The 26,365-nt window shown below is 51.7% G+C and carries 21 protein-coding genes; 8 read left to right on the forward strand and 13 right to left on the reverse strand.

Annotated features, from left to right (window positions below; genetic code table 11):
- Positions 1 to 30: 30 nt before the first annotated feature.
- From FHP24_RS03255 to FHP24_RS03275, 5 genes are read left to right on the forward strand one after another with little or no spacing between them, the layout of a single operon-like run.
- Complete coding sequence (locus tag FHP24_RS03255) at positions 31 to 726, forward strand: virB8 family protein (protein WP_139672780.1); 696 nt, start codon at positions 31 to 33, stop codon at positions 724 to 726.
- Positions 723 to 1,523 carry a TrbG/VirB9 family P-type conjugative transfer protein gene (locus FHP24_RS03260; RefSeq protein ID WP_139672783.1) on the forward strand — a complete coding sequence of 267 codons (801 nt, stop codon included), beginning with the start codon at positions 723 to 725 and terminating at the stop codon, positions 1,521 to 1,523. The genes FHP24_RS03255 and FHP24_RS03260 overlap by 4 nt, the downstream gene beginning before the upstream one ends.
- Entirely contained in the window at positions 1,520 to 2,704 is a 1,185-nt protein-coding gene (gene virB10 / locus FHP24_RS03265) for a type IV secretion system protein VirB10 (RefSeq protein WP_139672786.1), read from the forward strand. Before FHP24_RS03260 ends, virB10 begins: the two co-directional genes overlap by 4 nt.
- A complete protein-coding gene (gene virB11 / locus FHP24_RS03270; RefSeq protein WP_139672789.1) occupies positions 2,685 to 3,707 on the forward strand; it encodes a P-type DNA transfer ATPase VirB11 in 1,023 nt (340 codons plus the stop codon). The genes virB10 and virB11 overlap by 20 nt, the downstream gene beginning before the upstream one ends.
- Positions 3,704 to 5,290 carry a type IV secretory system conjugative DNA transfer family protein gene (locus FHP24_RS03275; protein ID WP_139672792.1) on the forward strand — a complete coding sequence of 529 codons (1,587 nt, stop codon included), beginning with the start codon at positions 3,704 to 3,706 and terminating at the stop codon, positions 5,288 to 5,290. The genes virB11 and FHP24_RS03275 overlap by 4 nt, the downstream gene beginning before the upstream one ends.
- A 238-nt stretch (positions 5,291 to 5,528) precedes the next feature.
- Here the strand turns inward: FHP24_RS03275 and FHP24_RS03280 are convergent, their stop codons facing one another.
- Positions 5,529 to 6,602, reverse strand: coding sequence for an acyltransferase family protein (locus tag FHP24_RS03280; RefSeq protein WP_139672795.1), 1,074 nt, complete (start codon positions 6,600 to 6,602; stop codon positions 5,529 to 5,531).
- A 117-nt stretch (positions 6,603 to 6,719) separates the two neighbouring features.
- Positions 6,720 to 8,201, reverse strand: coding sequence for a hypothetical protein (locus tag FHP24_RS03285; RefSeq protein ID WP_139672798.1), 1,482 nt, complete (start codon positions 8,199 to 8,201; stop codon positions 6,720 to 6,722).
- Between the two features lie 286 nt (positions 8,202 to 8,487).
- Between FHP24_RS03285 and FHP24_RS03290 the strand changes: the two genes are divergently transcribed.
- The gene (locus FHP24_RS03290; RefSeq protein WP_180355870.1) at positions 8,488 to 9,738 is read left to right on the forward strand and encodes a TIGR03790 family protein; all 1,251 of its coding nucleotides are present in this window, start codon (positions 8,488 to 8,490) and stop codon (positions 9,736 to 9,738) included.
- Positions 9,739 to 10,514: 776 nt separating this feature from the next.
- Here the strand turns inward: FHP24_RS03290 and FHP24_RS03300 are convergent.
- The 7 genes from FHP24_RS03300 to FHP24_RS03330 form a co-directional block, all read right to left on the reverse strand.
- Positions 10,515 to 12,317, reverse strand: a complete 1,803-nt coding sequence (locus FHP24_RS03300) for a hypothetical protein (protein WP_139672804.1) — start codon at positions 12,315 to 12,317, stop codon at positions 10,515 to 10,517.
- A gap of 101 nt (positions 12,318 to 12,418) precedes the next feature.
- On the reverse strand, positions 12,419 to 13,348 hold the full coding sequence (locus tag FHP24_RS03305) for a glycosyltransferase family 2 protein (RefSeq protein ID WP_139672806.1): 930 nt from the start codon (positions 13,346 to 13,348) through the stop codon (positions 12,419 to 12,421).
- 166 nt (positions 13,349 to 13,514) lie between these two features.
- Positions 13,515 to 14,684 (reverse strand): glycosyltransferase, encoded by a 1,170-nt coding sequence (locus tag FHP24_RS03310; protein ID WP_139672809.1) that lies wholly within the window; start codon positions 14,682 to 14,684, stop codon positions 13,515 to 13,517.
- A complete protein-coding gene (locus FHP24_RS03315; RefSeq protein ID WP_139672812.1) occupies positions 14,681 to 15,799 on the reverse strand; it encodes a glycosyltransferase family 4 protein in 1,119 nt (372 codons plus the stop codon). The genes FHP24_RS03310 and FHP24_RS03315 overlap by 4 nt, the downstream gene beginning before the upstream one ends.
- 117 nt (positions 15,800 to 15,916) lie before the next feature.
- Complete coding sequence (locus FHP24_RS03320) at positions 15,917 to 17,065, reverse strand: glycosyltransferase family 4 protein (RefSeq protein WP_139672815.1); 1,149 nt, start codon at positions 17,063 to 17,065, stop codon at positions 15,917 to 15,919.
- Positions 17,065 to 18,360 (reverse strand): lipopolysaccharide biosynthesis protein, encoded by a 1,296-nt coding sequence (locus FHP24_RS03325; RefSeq protein ID WP_139672818.1) that lies wholly within the window; start codon positions 18,358 to 18,360, stop codon positions 17,065 to 17,067. The genes FHP24_RS03320 and FHP24_RS03325 overlap by 1 nt, the downstream gene beginning before the upstream one ends.
- A gap of 192 nt (positions 18,361 to 18,552) precedes the next feature.
- Entirely contained in the window at positions 18,553 to 19,827 is a 1,275-nt protein-coding gene (locus FHP24_RS03330) for a WcaI family glycosyltransferase (protein ID WP_139672821.1), read from the reverse strand.
- A 406-nt stretch (positions 19,828 to 20,233) separates the two neighbouring features.
- On the opposite strand from FHP24_RS03330, the gene FHP24_RS03335 reads away from it, so the two are divergent.
- Together FHP24_RS03335 and FHP24_RS03340 are read left to right on the forward strand one after the other, a co-directional pair.
- Positions 20,234 to 21,106, forward strand: a complete 873-nt coding sequence (locus FHP24_RS03335; RefSeq protein WP_139672824.1) for a hypothetical protein — start codon at positions 20,234 to 20,236, stop codon at positions 21,104 to 21,106.
- Between the two features lie 22 nt (positions 21,107 to 21,128).
- Complete coding sequence (locus FHP24_RS03340; protein ID WP_139672827.1) at positions 21,129 to 21,599, forward strand: hypothetical protein; 471 nt, start codon at positions 21,129 to 21,131, stop codon at positions 21,597 to 21,599.
- A 44-nt stretch (positions 21,600 to 21,643) separates the two neighbouring features.
- Here FHP24_RS03340 and FHP24_RS03345 read toward each other — a convergent pair whose 3' ends face one another.
- The 4 genes from FHP24_RS03345 to gmd all read right to left on the reverse strand — a co-directional run bounded on the left by FHP24_RS03345 (position 21,644) and on the right by gmd (position 26,079).
- A complete protein-coding gene (locus FHP24_RS03345) occupies positions 21,644 to 22,828 on the reverse strand; it encodes a glycosyltransferase family 4 protein (RefSeq protein ID WP_139672829.1) in 1,185 nt (394 codons plus the stop codon).
- Complete coding sequence (locus FHP24_RS03350) at positions 22,825 to 23,895, reverse strand: CgeB family protein (RefSeq protein WP_139672832.1); 1,071 nt, start codon at positions 23,893 to 23,895, stop codon at positions 22,825 to 22,827. Before FHP24_RS03350 ends, FHP24_RS03345 begins: the two co-directional genes overlap by 4 nt.
- Positions 23,896 to 23,980: 85 nt before the next feature.
- Positions 23,981 to 24,934 (reverse strand): GDP-L-fucose synthase, encoded by a 954-nt coding sequence (gene fcl, locus FHP24_RS03355; protein WP_281287388.1) that lies wholly within the window; start codon positions 24,932 to 24,934, stop codon positions 23,981 to 23,983.
- A 2-nt stretch (positions 24,935 to 24,936) separates the two neighbouring features.
- Positions 24,937 to 26,079: a GDP-mannose 4,6-dehydratase gene (gmd, locus tag FHP24_RS03360; protein WP_139672835.1), complete on the reverse strand. Its 1,143-nt coding sequence runs from the start codon at positions 26,077 to 26,079 to the stop codon at positions 24,937 to 24,939.
- Positions 26,080 to 26,365 lie beyond the last annotated feature (286 nt).

Genomic DNA, 26,365 nt, shown 5'->3' on the forward strand with positions numbered 1-26,365 from the left:
ATGGCGACCGTCAGCCAGGAGACCAAATCGATGCTGAAATCGCAGGACGCAGATCTGTTTCATTATTTCCAGGACGGCGAGCGCTGGGAACATGAGATTTTGAAGAATGCCAGGCGATCACGGGCGATTGCCTGGGGCATTACTGTCGTCTTCGGCACCATCGCGATCCTTTGTCTCATTTCCTTGATTGCACTTGTGCCGCTCAAAACCTTTGAACCTTACATTGTCGAGGTGGACCGCAATACCGGTTACATCGAGGTTAAGTCAGGCCTTACGGCGCCATTGACACTGACAAATCACCAGGCGGTGACGCAGGCCAATATCGTTCGTTTTATTCGAGCGCGGGAGGCTTATGACCCATTTGCGATTTCGGACAATTTTGCGCTTGCAGCCTTGCTGTCCACCGATGATGCAGCGCGCGAATTGCAGGGGCTTTACCGATCGACCAATCCGGACAGTCCTGCTGAACGCTATGGTCGGGACAAGTCGGTCACGGTTACGATCAAATCGGTCGCCTTTCCCAATGCCAGCACCTCGCTTGTCAGGTTTTCGACGACGGAAACGTCAGACACCGATGCGATCACCCGGCATTTCATCTCGGTTGTTCGCTATCGCTATACGGAAGTGCCGGCAAGGAACGAGTGGCGGTTCGACAATCCGCTTGGCTTCCAGGTTTATCAGTATCGACGAGAGCAAGAGAGTGTCGAAACGGGAGCTGTGCAATGAGATACGCCAGACTGATCTTTCTGATCGCGGTGAGCCTCCCGTTGCATGTATCGGCAAGCCAGACACCGCAGCCTGGACGGCTTGATCAGCGCGTTACCAGCGTCGTTTACCAGGCGAACAATGTCGTCAAGCTCTCAGCGACCTATGGGATTTCGACGATGATCGTCTTCGATGACGATGAGACCTTCGAGACGATTTCGCTCGGCGACACGGAAAGCTGGCAGGTCGCACCGACGGAGCGCGGCAATATCTTGTTCGTCAAGCCGATCGCGAGAGATGTCGCGACCAATATGAGCGTGGTGACCACCAAGCGTATCTATTTTCTTGAACTGACCGACCATGCGCCGAAGGATGAGAAGCAGATTTTTGGAGTCCGTTTCGTCTATCCAGACAAGGCGATCAATTTTGGTCTGAAACAGGAGGCTGAACGGCGGGCGGCATTTCCCAATCTATTCGGCATCGACAAAGCCAAGGTGAATTCGAGTTACAGCTCTTCTGGTGATCCGGACCTGCGTCCAAGTATGATGTTTGACGATGGCAAAAAGACGTTCTTGCGCTTTGAGGGCAAGGTTCCGGCCATTTTTGCGGTGACATCTGGCGATAAGGAGACGTTGCGCAATTTTCGCAAGGAAGGCGCCTATGTCGTGCTTGATGGGGTCGAGCGCCAATACACATTACGCGATGGCGACCGGTGGGTTTGCGTTTTCAATCTCAAGTCACGGTTTAATGAAGCGTTCTTGCAGGACAAGAGTGGCACCGGCGAAGGCGCTCCTATTCGAGGAGGCGTGACGCCATGAGTCTTTCCCCAGAGCTTAAGGCTTTACAAGCTGAAGATGATGTTCGAGTTGCCGATCGCACTATCCCGCGCAACCAAAGGCTGGCTATGGCGACATTGTTTGTGGGCGGGGTAATTGCCGCCTATTTGGTGCTCTCAGCTTCGGCCGAACAGCCGGTCGATAATCTCCAAAGTGACGAGGAATTCAAGACAAGCCTGTTTCGGCCTCCGTCTTTCATGCGGCAAGAGAAGGTCAAAGCTCAAGCTGAACCGTCGGTTATCAAAATTCCACCGCCTCCGGCAGAGCCGGAACCAGTTACGGAGACGATTGAGGTACCCCCTCCTCCGTCGGCGATACCGGAACTGGCAGCAATTGACGAGTTTCCGGATCGTTTTCGCTCAAAACTCCTGTCGCTGGACCAAGGTGGCGCGCGGGGCGGCCAGACGGGAGAGCAAACGGCGCAGGCAGGAAGTGTCGTAGCCGGTGAGGATAAGGCGAGCCGGTATCTCGAAAGCGCCTCTCGTCTATCGGATCGCAATGCAAAGGCGCGTCATATCGGCCGCATCGACGCCGTTATTGCCGAAGGGACGCTCATTCCCGGCATTATTGAGACAGCCGTCAATAGCGACCTGCCTGGCCAAATCAGGGCGGTTACCGCCGAAGATGTCTATTCGTTTGACGGAAGGCGTGTGCTGATCCCGACGGGGACACGGTTGATCGGCGAATATCAATCGGAGATCACTCGCGGGCAAAAGCGCATATTCGTGGTGTGGACGCGGCTCATTCGCAATGACGGCGTGACTGTCAGGCTCAACTCGATTGGCAGTGACAATCTTGGGCGATCAGGCCTGACGGGGCATATCGACAACAAGTTTCGCGAACGGTTTGGCGCGGCGATCATGTTATCCATTGTGGGCGCTGGCGCAAGTTACCTGACGGGCTATGGCAGCGACGCTGCGACTGGCGACAGCGAGGATGCCGAACGCGCAAAAGAGCTTGCTCGTGAGACGATCGCTCGCACCTTTTCAACGATGGCCAATACGGTTCTCTCTGAAAACCTCAAGATACAGCCGACCATCAACATTGCGCAGGGTGAGCGGATCTTTGTCTATGTCCGGCAGGATCTCGATTTCAGTGCATTCTATGACGATCCGGTCGTCGAAGCGATGAAGGAGATCCGCCGTGAACGTCAGGGCAAATGAGGACGGGCGTCACAATAGCCTGTATTTCCTCCATCGGGCGCTTCTACCCCTTCAGCCATTCCTTGATGACCCACAGGTGATCGAGATCGCGATCAATCAGCCTGGCCTAGTATTTACTGAGCGCCTCGGCGTCGACGGCATGGAGAGACATCACATACCGGAGCTTAGTGGGGAGGAGATACGCAATATCGGCGAACGGATTGCGGCATTGACACAGCAATTTGTCAGTGCGGCAAAACCACTGCTGAGCGCATCACTTCCAGGCGGCGAGCGCGTACAATGTATTCTGCCACCGGCGGCGCCAGATGGTGGTGCCGTGTCGATCCGAAAGCAGGTTGTCAGCGACTACTCTCTTGCTGACTTGCGAAACGCGGGGGCGTTTGACGACTTCGTTGGGGGTTTGCCTCAGAACGGACGTGTCGAGGACCAGCTTCGCCAGCATCTTGAGGCGGGTCGCATATACGAGTTTATCGATCTGGCCTTGGCAAAGCGGATCTCCATGCTGATCAGCGGCGGGACGTCTTCTGGGAAAACGACGTTTCTGAACGCTTGCTTTAAGAACATGGATCAGTCGGAGCGGATCATCACAATAGAAGATACGCGCGAGCTTTTCCCGCCGCATGAAAATGCGGTTCATCTTGTGGCGTCGAAAGGTGATCAGGGCACTGCCGACGTGACTATCCAGTCGCTGCTTGAAGCGTCACTCAGGATGCGACCTGACCGCTTATTCGTTGGAGAAATCAGAGGAAGCGAAGCATTTTCGTTCCTGCGTGCGATCAATACCGGCCATCCCGGCAGCGTCTCCACGGTTCATGCGGATACGCCGCTTGGGGCTTACGAGCAGTTGATCATGATGATGATGCAGTCCGGCATGGTGAGCGGCTTTTCCAAAGCCGATCTGGCGTCATACATCAAGACCGTTATTCCGATTGTGATTCAACTGAAGCGCGATGGCGGACGACGCGGCGTATCAGACATTTTCTTTTGCGGAACGCGGCAATGACCGATCGTGTCCGGATCGCAGCGATCGCGATGATGACCTTGGCCGGCATTGCAACCTGGCAGATTGCTTATGCGGGTTTGCTGCTTCTCTTTCATCGGGACGGCAGGATTTTAGAGCTGATGGTTGAGGAGCGACCGTTTGCCCCGATTGAGCAATTCTGGACGTATGGATCGAGCCCTGCCCTCTTAAAAATTGCGTTGCTATCGCTTGTCCCGGCTTTTTTCGTTGGTGGGCTAATTTGCACGGCAATCTTGAAGAAACCTGATCAGCCCTTGGGGAGTGCGGCGTTTCAGGACCGTGCATCGCTTCGGCGAAACGGATGGTTTCGCAAGGATGGCTACATCGTCGGCAAGTATGGGGGAAAGACCTTGAAGGTCAATGACGATCGGCACCATCTTATCATCGGGCCGACCCGGTCAGGCAAAGGTGTCGGATATGTCATCCCGAATGCGCGAGAGCATAAGGGGTCGATGATCGTGACCGATTTGAAAGGAGAGATTTATCTGCTGACGGCGGAAGAGCGCCGCAAAAACGGTCATCAAGTCTTTCGGTTTGCGCCGGGACAAGAGGAAACGAACTGCTACAATCCGCTGGATTTCATCCGGCAGGACCGTGGAGATCGAACGACAGACATCCAAAACATCGCCGGCATGTTGATCCCGGAAGTGATCAGCTCGGAGAACGCCGTCTGGCAGGCGACGGCACAGCAGGTGTTGGCTGGCGTAATCAGTTATATTCTGGAGAGCCCTCATTACAGTGAGCAAAGAAACCTTGGTGGGGTCAATGCATTCTTAAGCGGCGGCGAGGATCTGCAGACTAAGCTAAAGGGGATCAAGGAAAACGAACCCTACCTGTCGAAGTTCACCGTTGAGAGCTTCAATGCCTATACAATGCTGGCTGATCGCGCCGCACAATCAGCGCTCCTCGATATTCAAAAAGCAATGCGGCCCTTTAAGAATGAGCGGATCGTCGCCGCGACACGCATAACCGACATCAACATCGCGGCAATGAGGGAAAGACCGGTGTCGATATATCTCGCACCGAACATCAACGACATTGCGCTGTTACGTCCATTGCTTGCGCTTTTTGTCCAGCAAACGTTGGGGTTCCTGACGAGGAACCTGACGAGAGAGAAAATTCCAGTCTATTTTTTGCTCGATGAATTCTGCCAGATGAAGCGCATGGACGAGGTCGTCAGCAAGTTACCGTTCGTCGCCGGGTACAACGTCAAGTTCGCTTTCATCGTTCAGGACTTGAAAAGTCTAGATGCGGTCTACGGTGAAACGCCGCGCCATTCGCTACTTGCAAACTGCGGGTATCAATTGATCTTCGGCGTAAACGACCTCGTAACTGCCGACTATGTTGCACGAGCACTAGGCAAACGCACTGTTCGGCTTCAGACATTTTCAAAAACTATTGGCGTTCAACACCGCACCGGCAGCTCAATAACGGAGCAGGTCCGCGAACGCGACTTGATGATGCCTCAAGAGGTCAGAGAGATGCCGCGCGAGAGTTTGACAATCCTCTCTGAAGGACAAAATCCTGTCAAAGCGCTAAAACTTCGAAACTTGTTGAGGCAATAGATTACAATTATCGTATTGTGACCCGATTAGACGCCGCTTGCCAAGTCAGCCAGGAAATAATCGAAGATGCTCTGTGCAGACGGGGAAGTATACCACCAACTGCCTCATGCTCGTTAGAATTCTATCGCTAACCCGAACCCGCAAAATAACCTCGCAATACAATGCTCCAATTTAACGCAAAGGGCATGGTCGACAGTCAAGCGGGTGTGGGGCGAAAGGCAATTTCCGTTCAATATGCCTATATCTTTGAGTTCACCTGCGAACGAAGTTCTAATAATTGGTCCTCCTTGTCTCGCCAAGCACGCGCTAATCGCCGGCCTTTCTCAATCAATGGCAACTCAATCACATAATAAAGCGCTGCGCCTAAGATAACACTTATCGTATAGGTGAATATGTAGGTCGCCCAGAAAGAAGAGCCCCAACCCAATTTTCCTGCAAAAATTTGCGCTGCATTAATCGCCAACACATGTGTCAGATAGATCGCGTAGGTAAATTTCCCCGCCAGAACAAGAGGACTAAATCGGAGGGCCGCGCTTGCGTAAGTATCTCGGGTGTTCCAAAGGCCCGCTATGAAGAAGGCCGCCACGAACGAAATGGCGACGTTCCATTTGAGGCCACCAGGGAAAAAAACACTAAGAACATAAAGGACAGTAATTGCGGCGATGGAGAGATATATGTTCCATCTCGACTGGAGAACCCGATTTACTCCATGGCGTCCTGCCACTATTGCTAACACAGTGCCAAATCCTAAGCCGGCGTATCCCCGTAAAATGACACCCTGGTCGCCGATGAATATCAACAATAAGATAAACGGAACAACCAGCATAGCGATCTTGCGCCACCCACGAACGAATAAAGACATCGCGGCAGGGCATAAAATATAAAATTTCTCTTCGATCCCCAACGTCCAAGCGTGCCCGAATAAGTTGCCTGCTTCTGCAGACCTGTATTCCGAATTGAAAGACAGAAGCCATGGAAGGGCGGACTGATAACTATTAAACTCTAACGGATCGCCTTTCAGTCTTGCCACTAGAAAAGCGGCAATACCGTAAAGCATGATTGTCACGAGATAAAGTGGAACAATACGGAAAGCACGCCTTATATAAAATCCCTTTAAGTATATCTGTCCGGATCGATCATACTCATCAACCAAAAGCCGCGTGATAAGCCAACCGCTCAGAGCAAAGAATATATCAACGCCGACAGTTCCATTCAAATAAGCAGGCGCACCACTAATGTGATTCGTGATCGTGAGAAGTATACATATTGCACGTATTCCATCTAACTCAGATCGGTATCGGCGATCGCCCATGTCAACCCCCGCCCATCGACAACGAAGCTTCAACAACGGTCCCGAAATAGATAGTCACCAGTATATCACGCATCTTGCAACACTAAACATCTGCTGAAACCCTCAATATACATGCGATTAGCCACCTGTGCGGACAACATTTCGCCGCGGCAGTGATCCAGCGCGGCGAGACAGTCTCTGACCGAATACTTTGCACACAACGTAAAAGACACCCATTGCGATCAGAGCATTTCGGCCAAACACGAACAACGCTGTCGGGCTAGCTTCAATACTCACAGAAAAAACGCATAGCATGTAGAAGAAAAACACCGACCAAGTTTGATCCTTCAATCTCGTTGTTAATATACATAATCCAAAAAGGAACAACACGAATATTGCAAAATATATGAAGGGCCCAAAATACCCAAAATCTACAATGGAATCTAGAAAGATTGTGTTCGAGTAGTCATCGAACGGGATCATCCCCTTCACTGTCCAAAGTCCTTCGCCTACACCACCCGCGTAGAACAATATCATGTTTTTCCACGGGAAAAGTGCGGACGGCAATGCGCCGATGAAACTCGTATAAAGATGTTCTCCGTACAAATACTCAAGTTGAGTATGGTAAACAGTATCAACTGACTTTGTTATAAACGGCCTCTCTAGAAGATTATCTTGGAAGTCCGCACTGGTGTCTCCAACATATGCCGAGCTGTCGGAGAAGAACTTACTAACTGAGATCGTTTCGCCCGCAGAGAGCGAATACGACATCACACGAATCTGAAAGAAAACTTGCCACATCGCGTATATTATTGGCACGAGCACTATAAAGCCGACAGCAGCACGGATCAATACTGTCAGGCTCATCTTATGTCTGTAACGAGCTGATAGATAAGCGAGCAGTATCAGAAGAAGCATGATTGCAAGTTGCCGCCTCTGCATCGGTATCCAAGCGTAAACGTGGAACAACGCGATACATGCCAGCGCTAAAACTTGCCTCGTCGCACGCCCTGCTCTGGTTTTGATTGCACCGATGACGTAGGCGCACAGAGGAGCAATTGCCAATCCTGTTCCGGTAGTAAGAGCCAGAGCAATGGACTGGCGATTCTCAGTCTCGAAATCGCCAATGCGATAGCCCCATTCACCGGTCGCCATCAAATAGACAATCAGTCCAGTCGACAACAGTCCTGCTACGATTGCGACCATGGGATCCGGAAGACCGGTAGAGTGTATTTTATGAGTAGGGCCAAGGGCTTCTGACGCAAGAAATATTACGAAAGTTGACAGGGCAACAAAGAAATTTACTCTAATCGCAGTATCAATTGTATCTTGAAACCAGAGAGGAGCAATCGCCCAAGCATAACTCAGAGGGAGAATGTACCAGAGAGCGCACTGAGCGGCGAGGGTCGCACCAATGTTAATTTTGCCCTCCATAAAAGAAAGCGCTGTATACGCGCTTGCTGCACAAATGAGGATTGCCGAACTAGCGTAAGTCGGAACCCTTAGGTCGGCCGCGATGAATAGCGCCGACGACACGATAAAAAATAGATATGCAGCAGCGAGCGCAAAAGAGGATGCTCTCAGTAGCGGCGCTTGAGTATCATTGATGCTTCGTTGCATACCTTGCTCACAACACTATGGCCGACCAACATAGCTTTGCCGCGGTAAATTTAATAGCCTGAACTATCCGACCACAGAGGATATTTGCACGGCGGCCGTTCTTGGTTCGGCACAGCGTGAGGTTTCCGCCCAAGTTGACAAGATGCCAGAAAGAAATTGACTATTGAGCTCGAACGTCAGGTTAAACTACGAAGAAATGCGGGCGATCATCCTCTCCCTATCCATTGCCGTTGTGTCTCTAACAACCTGTTGGCCCGATAGGGCAGCAGCCGGGGAGGCCATCGTCGTGGTCCCGCTCACCTCCAATCATCAGCAGGTCTTAACTCCAGGAACCCTCGGCGTTATTATTAACCTTAGCGATCCGGACTCTGTGGCGCTCGGCGCCTATTATGCTCGTCTCAGGCACATCCCAGTTTCGAATATCATCGGCCTCCATCTGCCGATCGCAAATTCAATCGACGGGCAAGTGTTAAGCGATGCGCTGCTGCAACTTCATAGGGCTACAAACTACGGACACCTGCTTGCTTTTGCGCTAGCGTTCAGCAAACCCTATCGTGTCGACGAGAACCAATCGATCACTTCAGCGTTTGCACAGGGTATTGCGCGTTCCACTTGGATTGGATCGTGCAATTTGACGCGCGAAAATCCTGACAAAGCTTTGGGCCCTGGAGCGGAGTTGTCGGTAAAACCCGCATTTTTACTTGATGGCGGCGGTGGCATTGCAAGCAGTATGGCTCTGGTTAGGCGTGGCAAGGCTGGCGATGCGAGTGATCCCGCTGCGGCAATCCTATTGGCAGGCACCGACGAAGGATCACGCTCATTGCCAAGAGAGCCATCAATGAAAAACGCAGCCAATACCTTCCCCGACGTCGCGCGTTTTGAGAAGCTTTCTCCTGAAACTTTCAGCAATGCGGGACCGCTCATTGGATTTGAAACGGGCCTTGCCTCGATCCCAAAAATCCATTTGCTAGAGTTCTTGCCTGGTGCGTTCGCAGACAGTTTGACTTCATATGGAGGTGCCATAAACGATAACGTGGGCCAAACAACAGCCTCCCAGATGATCCGGGCCGGAGCAACCGCATCCTTTGGAACGGTGCGAGAGCCTTGTAATTTCAAAGGAAAATTTCCAGATCCAACGAGGGTTATTGCCAACTATCTAGCCGGAGATTCGATCCTAGAGGCATATTGGAAAAGCGTCGACATGACGACTGAAGGACTTTTCATCGGAGAGCCACTTACGCGCCCGTTCCCTATTCTTGATGCTAAATTGAAGGACGGTTTACTCGTCCTAAGGGCGAATAAGCGGACGCTTCGTTATTTGGATCGATCTTTCGGCGGTAATATAGGAGCTAACGAGCGATCGATTGCGACAGACGCAACGATCGCATTCGGGCTGTACTCAGTCGAAACGGGATCACCTCATTTGGTCCAGGAGATCGTCATTCCGAATAGTATCAAGCCGGGCCAAATTATTGCAACAGTTCCCTTTGCCACCAACAACTCAGAATCAACTGTCCTTGGCATCCTAAGACATTGATCGGAAGTGTTGAGCTTGAACCATAACGCGAGCGAAGCTAATCAATTGGCTGAAAAGCCCTCGCCCTAAGGGGTTTCGCCGGATTACCTACATATACGGTCCAAGCATCAAGAGAGCGCATCGTCACGGCACGAGCACCGAGTACCGCCCCTTCTCCAACTACCACACCCGGCCCGACGAAGGCTTCCGCTGCGATCCATGAATTATCCGAGATGACAATCGGCCTAGTATAGAGTTGGAACTCTGGATTATCTATATCATGCGTTCCCCCGCAAAGGTGAGCATTCTGCGAAACAAGCGCATAGCGCCCGATATATATCCGGTCCATACAGTAGCAATTTACGTTTGATGCCAAGCACGCATGGTCGGCCATAACCAAATTGGGTGGATACCATATCTTGGTACCTGGATAGATTTTGGCAGTTTTATCAATATCTGCGCCGAAACTTCTAAGGAGGAAACGACGCCAAGCATGGAATGGTATCGGCGTCCATCGACCGAAGATGGCCCAAACGCCCCCCCAAACTGCGCGGAATGCCCGGTGCCTTAGGGAGAAACTCGGCCCCCCTTGCCTGGGATTCGATATCTTAGCGTCCAACAATGACATAATGGCGTGCTCTTCGGCTATAGAGATCTCAGCTTTGATCTCGCGATATGAATTTATGTTTAGTGTTATGACATTGCTCAATGACTAGACAGTGCCTTAACGTAAGGCGCACCAACCGATCTCCAAAATCAATGCTTGCATTGCTTACTATCGAGCTTCTACATGAGTTTTAAAGTCGACACGGTTTCGGGAACCGCGGCACATCGACTCCAGTTCGTAAAACGACGTCTTCGGAACCATTACATCTGAGGGTAAGGCGCCCATCTTCTAGTGTTATACTGGGCGATTTTACTACCGCAGCATCGCCGCCATCGATCCGCGTTCCATTTTTTAGTACTTCCGGTATTAAACGCATACGGTTGTTGTCGACGGGTTGTGCAGAGTATCTTACTTCAATGTTGTCTCCGCCATCATCATTATATGAGTACCCTTGCGGGGTTTTGACTATCATTTTCGATGAAATATATTCCTTGAATGCTTCTAGGCTTCCATACTTTGCGGCTTCTGCGACAGTAAAATATATCGCATTTCTAGCTCCCTTTATCGACAGATTTTGATAACCAATCATTTCGGGATTGCGCGACTTTCGGCTCTCGAAAAAGCCATTTTCAGCCTTAAGCGCCACGTAAATATTACCATCACGATAGTATATGGTGCTACCATCGACTTCAAGAATTCCGCCTAACGTTGGAAATCTGCAATTGACGACCTTAAAAAGTGAAGCTGCATTGTTGTTGCGTTTCATGTAGAAGCTATTTTTGGCATCGAAGATGTATGGGTCGGCGTCGGGAATATCGAAAATCAACAGCCCGCTGCTTCCACCAATATAAATTTCTTGAAATGGGGAACTGCGATCACTCTCCCATGCCAAATCCCCGCTGTTACTGCGATAGTACGGATGGTAGCAGTCGATAAGACCGAACGATTTTTGAGTCCGATAAATGATGCCGAATGCATCTGTATCTTCATTGTATCCACCTGGCTCCAACACCGAATTGCCTCCGCCAATCACGAAGTTTTCTGCCATGAAGTGTCTGCCATAAATCTCCCGCGATGTCGGGTTTCCCCAAATAGCGAAAGCAGGAGTGTTGATGGTAGCCACATAAGGCTGCGTAAATACAGCCGCAGAGAAGGGAGCTGACCATTTGGAAAGCGCAAGCATTGCCACATAGTAGGGTTCACGCTTATTTTGTAAATCAAACCGGCCATACTGCGGTTCACCAAAATAAAACCAAAGTACATGCTGCGTCACTGCGGGTATTGCCGCTAAAGCGCGTGCATCCTGAGCGATTGTTTGTGGGTGCGTGTGTCGAGTTAGAGGCGGCACCAGCCGCCCGTGAAAAGAGTTCGCTTTCAGGAGTGCGAGGATAAGAATTGCCTCGCGTTCGGAGCTTTGTCTTAGTTGCGCGTCTCGGCCGAAATCAATCATATTAAGCAACGGAAAGAAGTTTACCATCGCATAGGTAGGCGATGATTGCTCAGCATAACCGTTTTGATAAAAGCTTTCCGTTCTTGCCGACAGTTTATCCTTCAATCTCTCCATCACTTCCGGTGAGGTAATTTGCTCTCCATCCGAAGTGGTCCAAATGATGTCTGGAAAATATTGAGCAATCAAATACCAAGAAGAAATCTGCATGATTGCGTGATTGAGTGTCCCGTGAGCGTTTAGATTTACTCGCGAAGACGTGATACTTTTCTTTATGCTTGCAACGTTTTCTGGAGATAAGCAGTTGCCGTACATGTAAAGGTACCGAACCAAGGGCGGCAACGAAAACATCTCGAATGCCAAAGGTCCGCCCTCACCTTTCGGACCTATTTTGACCAGCTCTGACATGTATTTGGTGGTACGCGGGTGCATACACCCTTGAGTTGCCGTCATTGCCAGTATTTGGAATGGGCCGACCTTTGCGTTATAATTAAAGTCGGTTACTCGCGAATAAATCGCCAATACCGCGTCGCGGCGATCATCCACTGAGGTCTGTCCGAGCGCCGTACCATTTAGACCTATAAGTGTCGCAACTAAAAGAGTCACGCAACTAATTTGCCGCCAAATTGACATATCTGACCACTGTCTCAAGTGTTGGTTTCACTGTTCATTTTCAGGCCGGTAAGCCTCTCAAGCGCTACGACTTGCTCTATGTCATTATCAAGACCATTGATTGCTCGCTCAAGTTCCAAGATCTTCGCCCCAACTAAAAACCGGTACCAGTACCCCTGCAGGAAATGATAGATTAGTCCCTCTCTACCATCGAGAAAGCCAGCCTGTCCGAGATAACGGAATGCGAAGTAGCCAAAGGAGGAGACGGAGAACGGCAGTTTGTTATAGATCTTTTCTTTTATTTGCCTTTTGAACGATGCTTGACGTGACATTGCTACAGCCTCGCAGCCTGAGTCTTTGCTTTTAAGCCTGTATCGTTGCGTGAGGACATCGACGGCTTCGCGCGTTGCATACTTGTTGTGTTTTTCAGTGAAGAAGGTGAGATCGTTTAGGTTGTGGTCGGCAAATCCACCGTAAAAGTGCACAATTCGCCCAGAAGAAACGACAATATGCTCATCCATCCACCTTTGCTCAATCGAACCGAAGCCCGCCCGGAACAATCGCAGGAGCCTTAAGGGATAGCGTCCGCCATGGCGGATCCACCTCCCCAGGAAGATATGTTTCCTATCCATGGTTACGCCATTTACGTCCTGCGCCACCGATGGGAGCTTGTCGACAATCTCTTGCGCCAGATCTGGCTCAATTATCTCGTCGGCATCAAGTCTCAAAATCCACTCGCCGGTAACCGGAGCGTTATCAAGTGCCCATTGGAATTGAGCGGCCTGATTAACGAACACGTTAGTAAGCACGATCGCGCCCATCTCGCTCGCAATTCTCGTTGTTTGATCCTTCGAGAATGAGTCGACCACGAAGATTTGCGATGAAAACCTCGCAGCAGACTCAATTGCGCGAGCGATATGCCTCTCTTCGTTGTAAGTCAGGATGATTGTCGTTACATTTGTCATCGTCTACACACTCGATGGCAGCCCAAATGGCGCTCCGGTTTCCTAATCCTTAGTGGTTCGTCAGCAGGCCGGATTAGGGGTCAAAATACAAATCAGTCTCTCAAGATGACTCGTTGGAATTCACAATCTTGTCGTCCACGGGGTGTTCACCCAAATGACAGTATAACTAACGTCTGGCATTTAATGCGGATGCTTCGATCAACGCCTGTTCAAGATCTCGTGCGGCGGCGTCGATACGGAAGTGCCTGTCGAAAGCCTTTCTGGCTGAACTACGTATTTCGGCCTGTTCGTCAGTTTTGAGAGCAAACCAGCGATGCAAGAGCCTGCTCACGCCTTGTTCGGTATCATCGTCAACAAAACCCGCCCGGCAGGCTTCGACCTCGCGCCAGATATTGACCTTGTTGGTAATCAGCACGGGCGTCCCACATGCCAGGGCTTCCGCAACGACTATGCCAAAATTCTCCTGATGCGAGGGCAAAATGAAAGCTTCGGCGGAACGAAAAGCCCCCCACTTCGCAGCGCCCTGCAGCATGCCCGGCCAGTGGATCCGCTCGGCGATACCGGCAGCATTTGCCGTTTGTTTGAGTGTTTCCATCAAACCTGTCTGGTCAGGCCCAGCAATAACCAGATCGACATCTGGATTTTGCGCGGCGAGCCGTCCATATGCGGAGACAAGGAGATCGCAGCCCTTCTTTTCGTGTATTCTAGACAGGAACAGGATGAACCTGCGTCCCCCGAGATTTGGAACGCATTTTCGAAAAGCCGCATCCTGATCTTTCGCTTCGTCTGGCGGCACTGATGTTCCGTAAGCGACAACCCTCTCCTTGTAGCTGTGCCCTCTGAAGACGCCACGGGAAAGCTGCATCTCCTCCTCAGAGGTGAACAGCACCGCGGTCGCATCGCGAAGCACTTTGCCCTGCAGATGTGTCCAGAACAATTGCTTAGCCTTGTGTTTGAGCGGGTATTGAGCCTTAAACCAAGGATCCATCATGCCGTGAGTGAAGACCACATAGGGCAAACCGATTTTTTTAAGTCCGAGCCATCCACCGATCGAAGCGTGGTTCCACAAGCCGTGAATTACAGCAGCGTCAAAGGCTTTGCCGTGTTGACGTATCCACTGTGTCAAGCGCGGGGTGTACCCATATCTACTCATCCATCGGCCCTGCGGGTGAACTTTGAACGGCAGTCCTTTAGTATGGTCCGCCTCAGGAAAGTCGAGTGTGACAACCTCCGTCTCATGGCCGGCGGTTCGCAAGGAAGCAGAACTGAGTTTCAGGCCCTCGATCGGCCCGCCATCTTTTGGATCGACGCTTGCGATCACGCGAAGGATCTTCATTTGATTTCATCCAGGAGAGTGAGCAGGTTCAATCGGAATGAGTCATTCAGGTACTTCTCGCGCAGCTTTTCCGCTCCAGCCTGCCCCATGGTGGCACCGCGATCCAGATCAGACAACAAAACTCCCATGTGATCGGCAAGCCGATCGATATCGGACGGGTCAACGACAAACCCGTCCCCGCCGTGACTGATGATTTCGTGGGAGGCGCCCGCATTTGAGCATATAACGGGCAAGCCGTACTTCCAGGCTTCGAGGTAAACGATCCCGAACCCCTCTTTAACCGACGGGAGAACGAAGGCACGTGCGCGCCGATAGGCTCTGTCTAATTCCTCATCGCTGACGCGGCCGCGAAATAACACCCGCTCCGCGACCCCCAGGTCGTGAGCGAGCTTTTCCAGTTCAGGGCGAAGCGGGCCATCACCGATGATCTCTAAGCGGCTATCCGGAAATCCCGATGTCAGTTTGGAGAAAGCACGCAAAACACTGTCGACCCGCTTGCCGTGGTCATGGGGCGCCATACGGGTGACACAGAGCAACATCGGCTCGGTGGAAGATCGGGGTGTGATCTCAATTGGACCATCCACCGCGTTGGGGAGTATCGAGAATTTCGCCCGGTTCACGCCGAACTCTTTCGCCATGACATTTGCAGTGTAATCACTCACCGAAGCAATGCGATCAACGGCCCGCAACATTGTTGGCTCGTAGAACCGTTTTTTCCGGTAGATAGGATCGTTCCAGACCTCCACGCCGTGAACAAACATCGCCAGTTTTAGTTTTCTGTTCAGTTGTTTTGCCATCCAGCCGACGGGAAGCAGGTTAACCTGACCGAGAAACATTATATCAAGCTTGCTTGCCGAGACGAGTGCGGCACGGATAAACGCCAGTCGGTTCGGGCCGTAACCTTTCAGGTCGGCAGCTGTAAGGCTGGGAAGATCGCTAGAGACATCTCGCATTACATGCATCACGGGGCGCGATAACCTGCCCTCCTCCGCAGCCGATGCCAGGTTTGAAATCACGCGTTGATTAAAACGCTGCAACCCTCCGACACGCGACCACGTATCAAGTGCGAGGAAACCGACCTTGGGCTTTGCGATTGTCGTCACAGGATGATGCATTTCGGTTCTTTCGTTAACAATCACTTCTTCGGTAAACCACCGGCTCTCACGGACCCGCTACTATTAAAATTCCAACATTTGGGTGGGGTTATCTTACGACCACCACGCCATTTCAGATCAAAGCCAAGGGCGCAAAACCTCAGCCCAATGCTTGCCATAACGATCCCATCCGCCAATGGCCTGGACACGTTGCCGGGCAAGAGGTCTCATCAGGGATCCGAGATCCGCGACCTTCTCCAACGCCTGGACGATCGCATCAGGATCGCGATTGGGCACGATGAAGCCTTCTTTCCCGTCTTCGAATAGGTCTTCAGCTCCGGTATTTCTGGACGCAATCACCGGGCAGCCACAAGCAAGTGCCTCGGCCATCACCATGCTTAGTCCCTCTTCTATACTCGGGAGCACCAGCACGTTGGCTGACGAATAGGCCTCGACGAGTTCCGTATTGGCCAATGGACCAACAAATTCGACACCATCGGTAGGGAGTGACGCCAAAACGGGCTCCATGCCCTCCACTATGCTTCCAACGATTTTGAGCTTCTTTCTTGGATGCTGGAACCTGGAAAATGCATCAAGCAAGTATGGTATTCCCTTTCGAAGCGACACTTGTCCGACAAACAGGACGGTAAAAGCCTGAGGGTCTGGTGTGCTAACGGGATGAAACCTGTCCAATCTGCCGCCATAGGGAATTCGACGAAGTTTGGCGGGGTCCACTCCCATTTCAACGAACGAGGTTTCGCAGAAAGTCGATGGGATGCTGATCAAATCCGCAAGCTCGTACTCTTTTTCTTCTTTTGCAATCACAAGCGGGTCGACCCCAGACCACTCAACCTTCCAGCGGCGGTGTTCCTCCCGCAAAAGCCGATCCTGGTAGCGAATATGAGTCGAGCCGCGATCGCAGATGTAGCGCCCCCCCACCGATTTTGCGCGGCGCCCGCTTTTGTAACCTTGCCCTGACAGCGCGATCAGTATGGTCGGATCATTGATGGCCTGTTGTACACGCCAGTCGAGTGCCTCTCTCCCCCACCACCCAACTCTCTGCCTCAAAGAATTCGATCGACCGATCAGAGGAAGTTTCGACCAACCCATATAAGGCACTTGCAGCCACGGAAAGGTCTTGATTTTCTCCTCCGGAATGCCGCTTTCATCTCTCAGCTTAAACCGAGGGTAGCCGGTCCACAACTCTTTCAGCATGCCGCGTTCTTGAAGCTGACGGGCAAGGTGAAAATGATGAAATCGGCCAGAGGAAATTTGCGTAACTTGCATCAAAAAGCCTTGTTCGAGCGCATCAACACGAGAGTGATGATTAACGTGGACAGATGAAGAAATAACGACGCAATGCCCACTACAACAATTGATGATAAGTTTAAAAACACGACCAATGACACAATACTAACAATTGAAAACACGAGAAAATACACAGCAAATACGCTGTGACGATTGGTCGATACGTAGGGAGTTTGAAGGGTGAACCAAATAATCTCAGTGATGCTCGACATCACCATCAAACGGAACAGCGCCCCCTGATCGACGACCACTCCACGGGTCCAGAAGGCCAGAAACGCCTCGCCCCACACGAACATCCCGATCCCATAGACTGCACACCCCGCGAGCGCCGCCCCGATCAAGAACTGAAAGTTCCTTTTCTGCGTTTCCCTTGCGCCTAGTCCGGCCAGATGGGCGAATATCGGTTCAAGCGAATGGATCACTACGGACGCGCACATCCGCCCCATACCTGTCAGCGTCCTTATAGAAGACACAACGACCACCGCAGCTGGTCCGAGCAGGATACCGACGATGATGCTGGTGCCCTGAATGTTGACCGAATTGCTGACAGTGTAGGACATATAAGAGAGTGATGGCGCGATCATCTCCCGAAGCAAACGCCGATCCGCACGGGCGATTGATGGACGAAACTGCCCGTAGTGGCGATAGAAAAGCGCCGAAGCGGTTACGAACAATATGACGCGCGCAGTCAGCATCAAAGCGGCAGCAGAAACCAAGCCGCCACCTGCCGCTGCCGAGCCAACCAACAGCAAAGCATCAAAAGCTCGCGCCGTGGCATGTGTCGAAATGATCAGCCAGTATTTTCCGACCGCCCGCATGGCCGAACCGACGACGCCAAAGGTCAACGAGAGGATAACACTACACGCCAGAAGAAACGCACAAAGGCCGATACCCTCGCCCAGTTGCTGCGGAACGTTGAAGACGTGGGCGATCGGAAAAAACAGCGCAAAAGCCGCGCTGACGACCAGTAGAAGGGCCGAGACGCAGGCATTCATCAACCAGGCCGTCTGATTGACGACCACGGCACCGTCAATATCCTCACGCGATACCCGCATCGTCATGTCATTGCCCGAGACCTGGGCGAAGCCCAGATCGGACATCGTGAGATAGGTCGGCAAGGTGGAGACCAGCAGCCATACCCCATAGTGCTCAGCACCCCATAACCACAGCATCAGCGGGAGCACCAGAAGCTGAGCCCCGATCGTGACTGATTGGGAATAGGCTTGCGAGAACATGCTAAGCGTGAATTGCCGCTTAATGGAAGTCAATTTCATTGTTTGTGCAACCGGATGAAGTTTAACGATGCAACACAACCTGAGGCTTCAGGTCCTGATACAGAAGTGCTGAGTGAAGCAAGCCCAACCCAGGCTCCGGTCACAATTTCACCGCTACGAAGCCGTCTTTGCGACCGGGCCCTGCCCGTCGCGAAGTTTCTCGGCGACACAACTCGCCATCTGCATACCCCATCAACGGAATTCCACTATTCGGGCAAGCTTCGACAGGTTCGAGGTCCTCGAAAGCTGGCGGCCGAGCTCGGACACGCGCTCGCCGTTTACTGCGAGCTTTCCGTCTCGTGTCTGGCGAATAGCGTCAGCCAGAGCTTTGGGGTTTCCCGGCTCGGTGAGGATTGCGCCATCGCCCAGGAAGTCGGCAAGTTCAGTCTCGGTGTCTGCAGTGGCAATCACCGGTTTGCCGGAGGCCAGCATTCCACCCAGTTTGGACGGCAATACAAGGTCTGCGGCGTTTCGATCTTGCGGAAGGGCATGCACGTCAGCGAAATTCAGGAATTCATTCAGTTGCTCGTAGGGCTGGAGCGGCAGAAAGGTGACATTGGTCAAACCCTTGTACGTTTCCTGAAGCTGAGCTTTTACCGGCCCTTCACCGGCGACGACAAACCGAATGTTGCCTTCTTCTTCCAACAGCGCTGCCGCATCAAGCAAAACATCCAGTCCTTGTTTCGCGCCGATATTTCCAGAATAAAGAACAACGAAGTCTTGGGCAGAGAAGTTTAATGAGGCTCGGTAGGAATTGTCGCCGTCGAGCGGATAGATATGGCTCAAGTCAACCCAGTTTCTGATAATGTCGACTTTTTGTTGGTCGACCCCCTTGGCCTCAAGGTTTGCAGCCATTCGCAACGATATCGTAATAATCCGATCGAAGCGGCGCAGTACACGCTTTTCCATGAAATAGGCAAAGCTCTTGATCCATCGCTGCCGGCCCAGATGACCAACGGCGAATGCCGCATCAATTTCGAGATCTTGGACGTGCAATATCGTCTTCGAACCGGATATCCAGGCCGCAAATTGCGCCATTGGCGCCGCAAACAGGGTTGGCTCGACACAAAAAACGGCATCCGGGCGGCGCCTAATAATCTGCCACATGATCACGGGGGTAGAGGAAATGGCAAAGGTAAGGGGCGCGAGCAGCCGCCATATGCCACGCATTTGACGGCGCAACAGAAGAGGTGTGCGAATGACCCGAACGTTTCCGTTCGTCTCGGTAGAATAACGGTTCCTGAAACCGTTCTGGACGGCCCAGCCGGGATAATGCGGAGGGGTTGTCACAACAACGACCTCCATTCCAACGTGCGAGAGATAGTCAACGATGTCACCGGTATATCGGCCCACCCCGGCCAGTTCCGGCGCATGGTTCATACCATACACAATAACCGTTTTTGGTTCAGTCCTCGACGCTACCGTCCCAATGTCGAGTTCGGCCCCCTCAGTTGCAATCGATTCCATATTACCCCTTCATTAATGCATAACTCTAGCTTTGCATTTTCGCAGAAGTACCCCAGTGCCTGCGATCAATAAATCATGATTACACTATTTTTCGACAGCTATTCTAAACTTTTTTGTAGATCAGGGATTCTTTAACTTTCCGGATCAGATCGATTTTCGCCTAACTCGCCCAATCCTTAGGCACGTCCGAAAAGCGTCACAATATATTAGCATAACTGATCGACACTTTACCTCCCACAAGATAACATCCAACTATGCCATCTGTTCTGCCTTCTTTCAGTACTATCCCACGCAAAATAATGGAATATTGTCATTTAACAGATCGTTGGTAAGGTTAACCTCATCAGGTTCGACATCGAGAAGAAAATAGCTTTATAAAGACCATATATATTCCGGAGACAAATGCATGAATGCGACGAACCGGCCGTTTCCGGCACACCAAACGATATCCCCTGTCGAAAAGGGGCGTTGGATTGGTCTTTCTCGCGGCGAGTTCGTTACGGCTCTCTTCGTTCTTACGATTGCAAATGCGTTATTGCCCAACATGCTGCACGGGCTGTTCACAAAAAGCCCTTTGTACACAGTCGTGAGCCTGTTTGAGATAAGTGTGATTGTATGGGCGGCAATTTTCATTGCTGCGCAACTCACGCTCGAAGAACCGCTTGGAGAGATATCTTTCTTTGAAAAAATTGTATCCGTTCCGATAGTCGCCGCATCATTGCTGCCAATTGGCCCGATTAGTTGGGTACTGGTGACATTGATGGCGCTTTACCTGATCGTTACGCAGTCGGGACAGAGCGCAATGCGAAGGGCGGGTTGGATCTTTCTCGCCCTCGCTTTTCCTATGTTCTGGAGCAAGCGCCTTTTTAATATTCTGGCAGAATACTTTCTTTCGCTTGATGCAATCCTAGTCAGCTCAATTACTCACACACAACGCATCTCCAATCTCGTCGAAATGCCTGGAGGTGACGGATTTCTTGAAATCGCTCCGCGGTGTTCTTCAATGGCCAATGTATCACTGGCGGTACTTTGCTGGGTGCTTTTCACGCAAACGCGTCGTACAGAATGGCGGCCTGCAAACATTGTTTGGTGCTCCGCGGCCTGTCTACTCGTTATCGTTATCAATGTGACACGGATTTCGTTGATCGGCTTCTTCCCAAGCTACTACGATCTCCTGCACGGTGATGTCGGTAGCACGATCACCAACTGGTTGACCGTTATAGCGGTGTTCGCCGTTTGTAATTATGGAGCCCGTCGTGCGCCTCTCAATAGCCTTTAAGACAATCATTGCGGCGTTTCTGATGGCATCCATCAGCATGAAGCTCGCGACCGGCGGCGGCGTTCGAAACCCGAACTTTGATGAGATGAAGCCGCGCCTTGAGCAATATTTGCGTGGAAAGGGTTATCAAATCGCTGGATCGCTTCGATTTGCTGACCTGAATGGCATTGCCGCGATGAAGTCTGACTGCCTGCTGTACTTGGTACCGATCGCTCATCAGGGCTGGAATGAAGCCACGGTACTTCAGCAAACACAGAGCGATCAGGAGGTCTATTTCCTTTATGAAGGAACCGCTACAAAAGCGATCCAACCGCGTCTTTCACCCATGTTGGGATATTATTCGTCCAAATTCTTGAGTTACCTTGGCCTCAAACATTACGGTTATGCTCCCATGTTGGCGGCTGTCACGACAGGTAGTTGCGATATGAATTCCGAGGCCTGGGCCGACGCGCCGACGGTATCGTTTCCGAGACTTAGCTTTTTTGACAGTTGAACCCAGAAACGCCGGACTAAGAGATCGCGATATGAGCCAAGCCCCTACTGTCTCTTTCCATATCGCGCGGCGACAGCTGTGATAGCAGTTGCGGCGGCCTCTGTGCTGTAATCTGCGATGTAAGGTGCTGCCCAGTCGAAGCTGCGCTCGAACGTTGACAAGTGCGCTAGAATGTTGACCAACCGATCCAAATCACCGGTCGGAAAAATGCCGCATCGCTCGAGGTGGCCAAATTCCAGCGCTGCTCCAACAGCGTCAGACATCACCACCGCACACCCTGCCTGCAGCGCTTCGTTGCACACAAGACCCCAGACCTCGCCCTCACGCCTCGACGGAAGCACGAGAATGTCCGTTGCAAGGTAATAGTCCGTGATCTGAAGCTGATTAACGAAGCCTACGAAGTGATAAGTGACGTTATCATGGTCGCGGAACCTATCCCGTAGATCGCTCTCCAGCTCACCGCTTCCTACGACGAGGCAAACAACGTTCCTGTCAGTCGATCGAGCAAGAGCCCTACAAGCCTCAAGGACTATGCTAGGATCTTTCTTGGGGATCAATTTGCCGAAAAAACCAACCACGAGGTCGCGCGCTGAAATAGATAGCGACGATCTCACCTTACTGCGGCGGTGTTCCTTCACATCAGGAGTGAGCAAACGCGCCCGGTCGACGGTGGAAAATCGGCTATAAACGATGTCTTTGTCTTTGAACCCATGCGTCAGAAGGTGCTTCTTGTTAAGCTCTCCGAAACAGAATGCCCCATCGAAAAACCTGTAGGCTGCTCGGTAGATAAATCTGCGCGCAAGAGACTTTGCTTTCGACTTACGGACGAACGCCTCGTCCTGTGTCTCTACTCTCAGCCAGCATGCGATCCCCTTGAGTTTTGCAAAAAAAGCGAATTTGAACCCGACGAGATTGTTGAGCGAGTGAATGATGATAATATCAGGTTGATATCGTTCAAGAACATCCTTTGGCCTAATCTGCGCGAAGCCGAAAAAACCTGCACAGGTCGATTGTGCATCGGGAATCATAATATCATGGCGATGTCCTGCCAGCAGTGATGAATCCCATTTGACCTCCTTGCCAAACTCGACATCATGATATCCGCGCACCGACGCGTCATTGTAGTAAACAACCGATAGGTCGACCTCATCACCCTCTGTAATCGCTGCATAAATCGGCGATCGATATTGGACGGGATGAGTATCAACGATGAGGACTTTGGGCTTCAAGCGCGCACCTCGGGAAGATCAGAAAGACGATCGACAATGCTCTTCATCAGATCCTCGTTGTAAGTTCTGTTCTGGAAGGTTCTATGTCGCCCACCACTTGCAACCCTCTCGCGCAAATCGACATCAGCAAGCAATCGACGGCATTGCGCAATGCATTCATCGGCATTGTCGAAAAACAGCGCCTCGTCTCCGTCACGATACAGGTTGGCGTGATGAATTGTGCGTGGAGCACACATGGCCGCACCGATTGCTGGAATCTCTGTAGATCGTGTCGTGTGAAGATCAGAGTTGGCGCCATTCACTAGAACGAGCGCAACTTTTGAACACTGGATCGCTTTGGCATAATCAGCGCCGTTCAAGAACCTGAATTGAACGGCCGAGCGGATACGTTCAAAATCAGGCGAACGTTCCCATCGCAAACCATAAATCTTTAGAGGCAGGCCAGCTTCAACGAGCTTTGCCATGAAGGCATCTCGCCCAGGCATCCAAGCCCCTGCAAAAATCACATCCGACGCCCATTCCGCAGTCTCGGCCTTCGTCAGGGATTGCGGCTGATGAGCGACCTCATCTGCACTGAACCAAACCTGCATGGGCTGTTTTCCAGTCAGTTTCTGGACCAGCACATCGGCATTTTCGCGCCTAGGCGTGACTAGGAGGTCGTATCCCGGTGCGGCGCGTCGGAACAAGGTCCATCTTCGCCTTTCTGGGGGAGGATCGCCGTAGGGATTGTCCTGGCAGTAATTCGCTGTTTTCGACGCTACCTGGCGGATGTGACGCAGCGCCTTGGGACCGACGACATCGCCAGAATCAACCAGCGCTATGGGAAACCGCTGTTGGGCGATCTGACGCTTCAAGGAGCGGGCGACGATGCCGTCGAGTCCGGGGCCGCCAAACCGACTCAGCCATAAGGCCCAATGCTTTGGAAGATCCTCGTAAGGGGAGATGTGAACCACATCATAACCAGACCGTCGTAAAGCTTCCGCCCTGTGAAGGCTCGTTCCGGCTTTAGACCCAATATAAAGAATTTTTCCGTGTAACATTCCCAAACGCCATGTGATGAGCAGCATTACGAACGGCAGTGTCAACTATCGAACTAACGCTCGCAGTCCGATCGACAGATCTTGAGACTTTGCCTGCTATGGAGAAAAGCGATTAATCGTGCCGTCGCTCGAGGTAGTCACCACGCTTGAATATCTCATAAACCCCTGCAATCCCTTCTTCGAGGCCGATCTGCGGCGCCCAACCGAGTCCGCGAAGTTTGCCTGCGCTCATCAGCTTACGTGGTGTTCCATCCGGTTTGGCCAGATCATGGCTGATTTTACCAGCGAAACCGACCACGTCGCAGACGAGCTTTGTGAGCTCCAGAATAGCTATATCGTCACCGGAACCGACATTGACATGCGTGTCGTCTGAATAGTTTTTCATCAAATGAACGCACGCGTCTGCGCAATCATCGACGTGAAGAAATTCGCGACGCGGAGTACCGGTGCCCCACATGACGATTTCTTCCAGGTTATTGACCTTTGCCTCATGGGCCTTGCGAATGAGGGCGGGCATGACATGGCTTGATTTCAGATCGAAATTGTCACCAGGGCCATAGAGGTTTGTTGGCATTGCGGAGATGAAGTCATCCCCATGCTGCTTGCGAAAGGCCTGGCACAATTTAATGCCAGCAATCTTGGCGATCGCGTACCATTCGTTGGTAGGTTCGAGTGCGCCGGTCAAGAGGCTTTCCTCGACAATGGGCTGATCGGCGAACTTCGGATAGATGCAAGATGAACCCAAAAACATGAGTTTCTCGACGCCGACTTTGTGAGCTGCGTGGATGAGGTTGGCCTCAAGGATCAGGTTTTCGTAGAGAAATTCGGCTGGATAGGTTTCATTGGCCAAAATACCGCCAACCTTGGCAGCTGCAAGAAAAACCGCATCAGGACGATTGCTAGTCAGCCAAGCCTCGACTGCGTCCTGTCTGGTCAGATCCAGCTCAGCACGAGTGGCCGTCAAGATCGTGCATTCTTCCGCTGCAAGTCTTCGGACGATCGCTGCACCAACCATGCCTCGATGGCCGGCTACATAGACTTTTTTGCCCTTCAGCTCGTACGCCACTCTTAGCCCTCCACACTCACCGGAAGGTCAAGACCATGCTCCTTCAAGAGTGCGTGCCTTCGCGCTGACTTGTGGTCTTCGACGACCATTTCCGCACACATTTCGCGCGCCGTGATTTCTGGCACCCACCCCAGCTTTTCCTTGGCCTTGTCGGAAGAGCCGAGCAATGTTTCGACTTCCGCGGGGCGGAAATATCGGGGATCAATTTTCATGATGACGTCGCCGACCTTAATGGCCGGCGCCATGTCACCGTTGTTTGCGACAACCGTGGCGATCTCATTGATACCCTCGCCCGAAAACTCCAAGGTCAGGCCCAACTCACTGGCTGTCCAGTGAATGAACTCGCGCACAGAGTATTGAAGTCCAGTCGAGATAACGAAATCGTCCGGCTCTTCCTGTTGGAGCATCATCCATTGCATGCGTACGTAGTCTTTCGCGTGCCCCCAGTCGCGCAGTGAATCGATATTGCCCATGAAAAGGCAGCTCTCCAGCCCCATTGCAATGTTGGAGAGGCCACGGGTGATTTTCCGAGTGACGAAGGTCTCACCACGACGGGGAGATTCATGATTGAACAATATGCCGTTGCACGCGTACATGCCGTAGGCTTCGCGGTAGTTTACCGTGATCCAATAGGCGTAAAGCTTGGCGACAGCGTAGGGTGACCGCGGGTAAAAAGGTGTCGTCTCGCGCTGTGGGGTTTCCTGAACGAGGCCGTAGAGTTCGGACGTGGACGCCTGATAAAATCTAGATTTTTTTTCAAGCCCCAAGAACCGGATGGCTTCCAGCAGTCGCAGAGTTCCAATCGCATCAACGTCGGCTGTGTATTCGGGTGCTTCGAAGCTAACCGCCACATGCGACTGAGCCCCAAGATTGTAAACTTCGTCAGGCTCTATATCCCTGATGAGGCGGGTGAGGTTCGACGTATCCGAAAGATCACCATAGTGCAGTTTGAACCGCGCATCTGTCATGTGAGGATCTTCATAAATATGATCGACACGCGACGTATTGAAAAGCGAGGCACGACGCTTGATCCCGTGCACCTCATAGCCCTTCTCGAGCAGGAATTCAGCAAGATATGAACCGTCTTGCCCGGTCACACCGGTTATGAGAGCAACTTTTCCGTTGAGGGCCGGCAGATCGGGCATCTTAATCTCCTGTAACTAGTAGAAAACAATACGGCATTACGACAGACAAACAAATTAGCGCATCGAAAGCGGATATTCGTTCCCGCATAGCCTACCCACTACACTTAAACAACATATCGCAATTCTTTTAGTTAACTCACATGCCTGCAACCATAAGAATATTGGTCCGAACCAATATGCAATTATACTCTATTTCCTCGCAACTACGCATGAGACGCCACAGCCTCACTGCTTCATATCACGGAAGATTATTTAATCAGACAACCCTGTTGCGAGACGTAAAACT

This window comes from Aliirhizobium smilacinae (genome assembly GCF_006335145.1).
In the GTDB taxonomy this organism is placed as follows: Bacteria; Pseudomonadota; Alphaproteobacteria; order Rhizobiales; family Rhizobiaceae; genus Neorhizobium; species Neorhizobium smilacinae.

Coding starts and splice junctions, on each gene's coding strand:
- FHP24_RS03255 (WP_139672780.1), top strand. CDS start 31: ATGCTGAAATCGCAGGACGCAGATCTGTTTCATTATTTCCAGGACGGC.
- FHP24_RS03260 (WP_139672783.1), top strand. CDS start 723: ATGAGATACGCCAGACTGATCTTTCTGATCGCGGTGAGCCTCCCGTTG.
- virB10 (WP_139672786.1), top strand. CDS start 1,520: ATGAGTCTTTCCCCAGAGCTTAAGGCTTTACAAGCTGAAGATGATGTT.
- FHP24_RS03275 (WP_139672792.1), top strand. CDS start 3,704: ATGACCGATCGTGTCCGGATCGCAGCGATCGCGATGATGACCTTGGCC.
- FHP24_RS03280 (WP_139672795.1), bottom strand. CDS start 6,602: ATGGGCGATCGCCGATACCGATCTGAGTTAGATGGAATACGTGCAATA.
- FHP24_RS03285 (WP_139672798.1), bottom strand. CDS start 8,201: ATGCAACGAAGCATCAATGATACTCAAGCGCCGCTACTGAGAGCATCC.
- FHP24_RS03305 (WP_139672806.1), bottom strand. CDS start 13,348: ATGACAAATGTAACGACAATCATCCTGACTTACAACGAAGAGAGGCAT.
- FHP24_RS03310 (WP_139672809.1), bottom strand. CDS start 14,684: ATGAAGATCCTTCGCGTGATCGCAAGCGTCGATCCAAAAGATGGCGGG.
- FHP24_RS03315 (WP_139672812.1), bottom strand. CDS start 15,799: ATGCATCATCCTGTGACGACAATCGCAAAGCCCAAGGTCGGTTTCCTC.
- FHP24_RS03320 (WP_139672815.1), bottom strand. CDS start 17,065: ATGCAAGTTACGCAAATTTCCTCTGGCCGATTTCATCATTTTCACCTT.
- FHP24_RS03325 (WP_139672818.1), bottom strand. CDS start 18,360: ATGAAATTGACTTCCATTAAGCGGCAATTCACGCTTAGCATGTTCTCG.
- FHP24_RS03330 (WP_139672821.1), bottom strand. CDS start 19,827: ATGGAATCGATTGCAACTGAGGGGGCCGAACTCGACATTGGGACGGTA.
- FHP24_RS03335 (WP_139672824.1), top strand. CDS start 20,234: ATGAATGCGACGAACCGGCCGTTTCCGGCACACCAAACGATATCCCCT.
- FHP24_RS03340 (WP_139672827.1), top strand. CDS start 21,129: ATGGCATCCATCAGCATGAAGCTCGCGACCGGCGGCGGCGTTCGAAAC.
- FHP24_RS03350 (WP_139672832.1), bottom strand. CDS start 23,895: ATGCTGCTCATCACATGGCGTTTGGGAATGTTACACGGAAAAATTCTT.
- gmd (WP_139672835.1), bottom strand. CDS start 26,079: ATGCCCGATCTGCCGGCCCTCAACGGAAAAGTTGCTCTCATAACCGGT.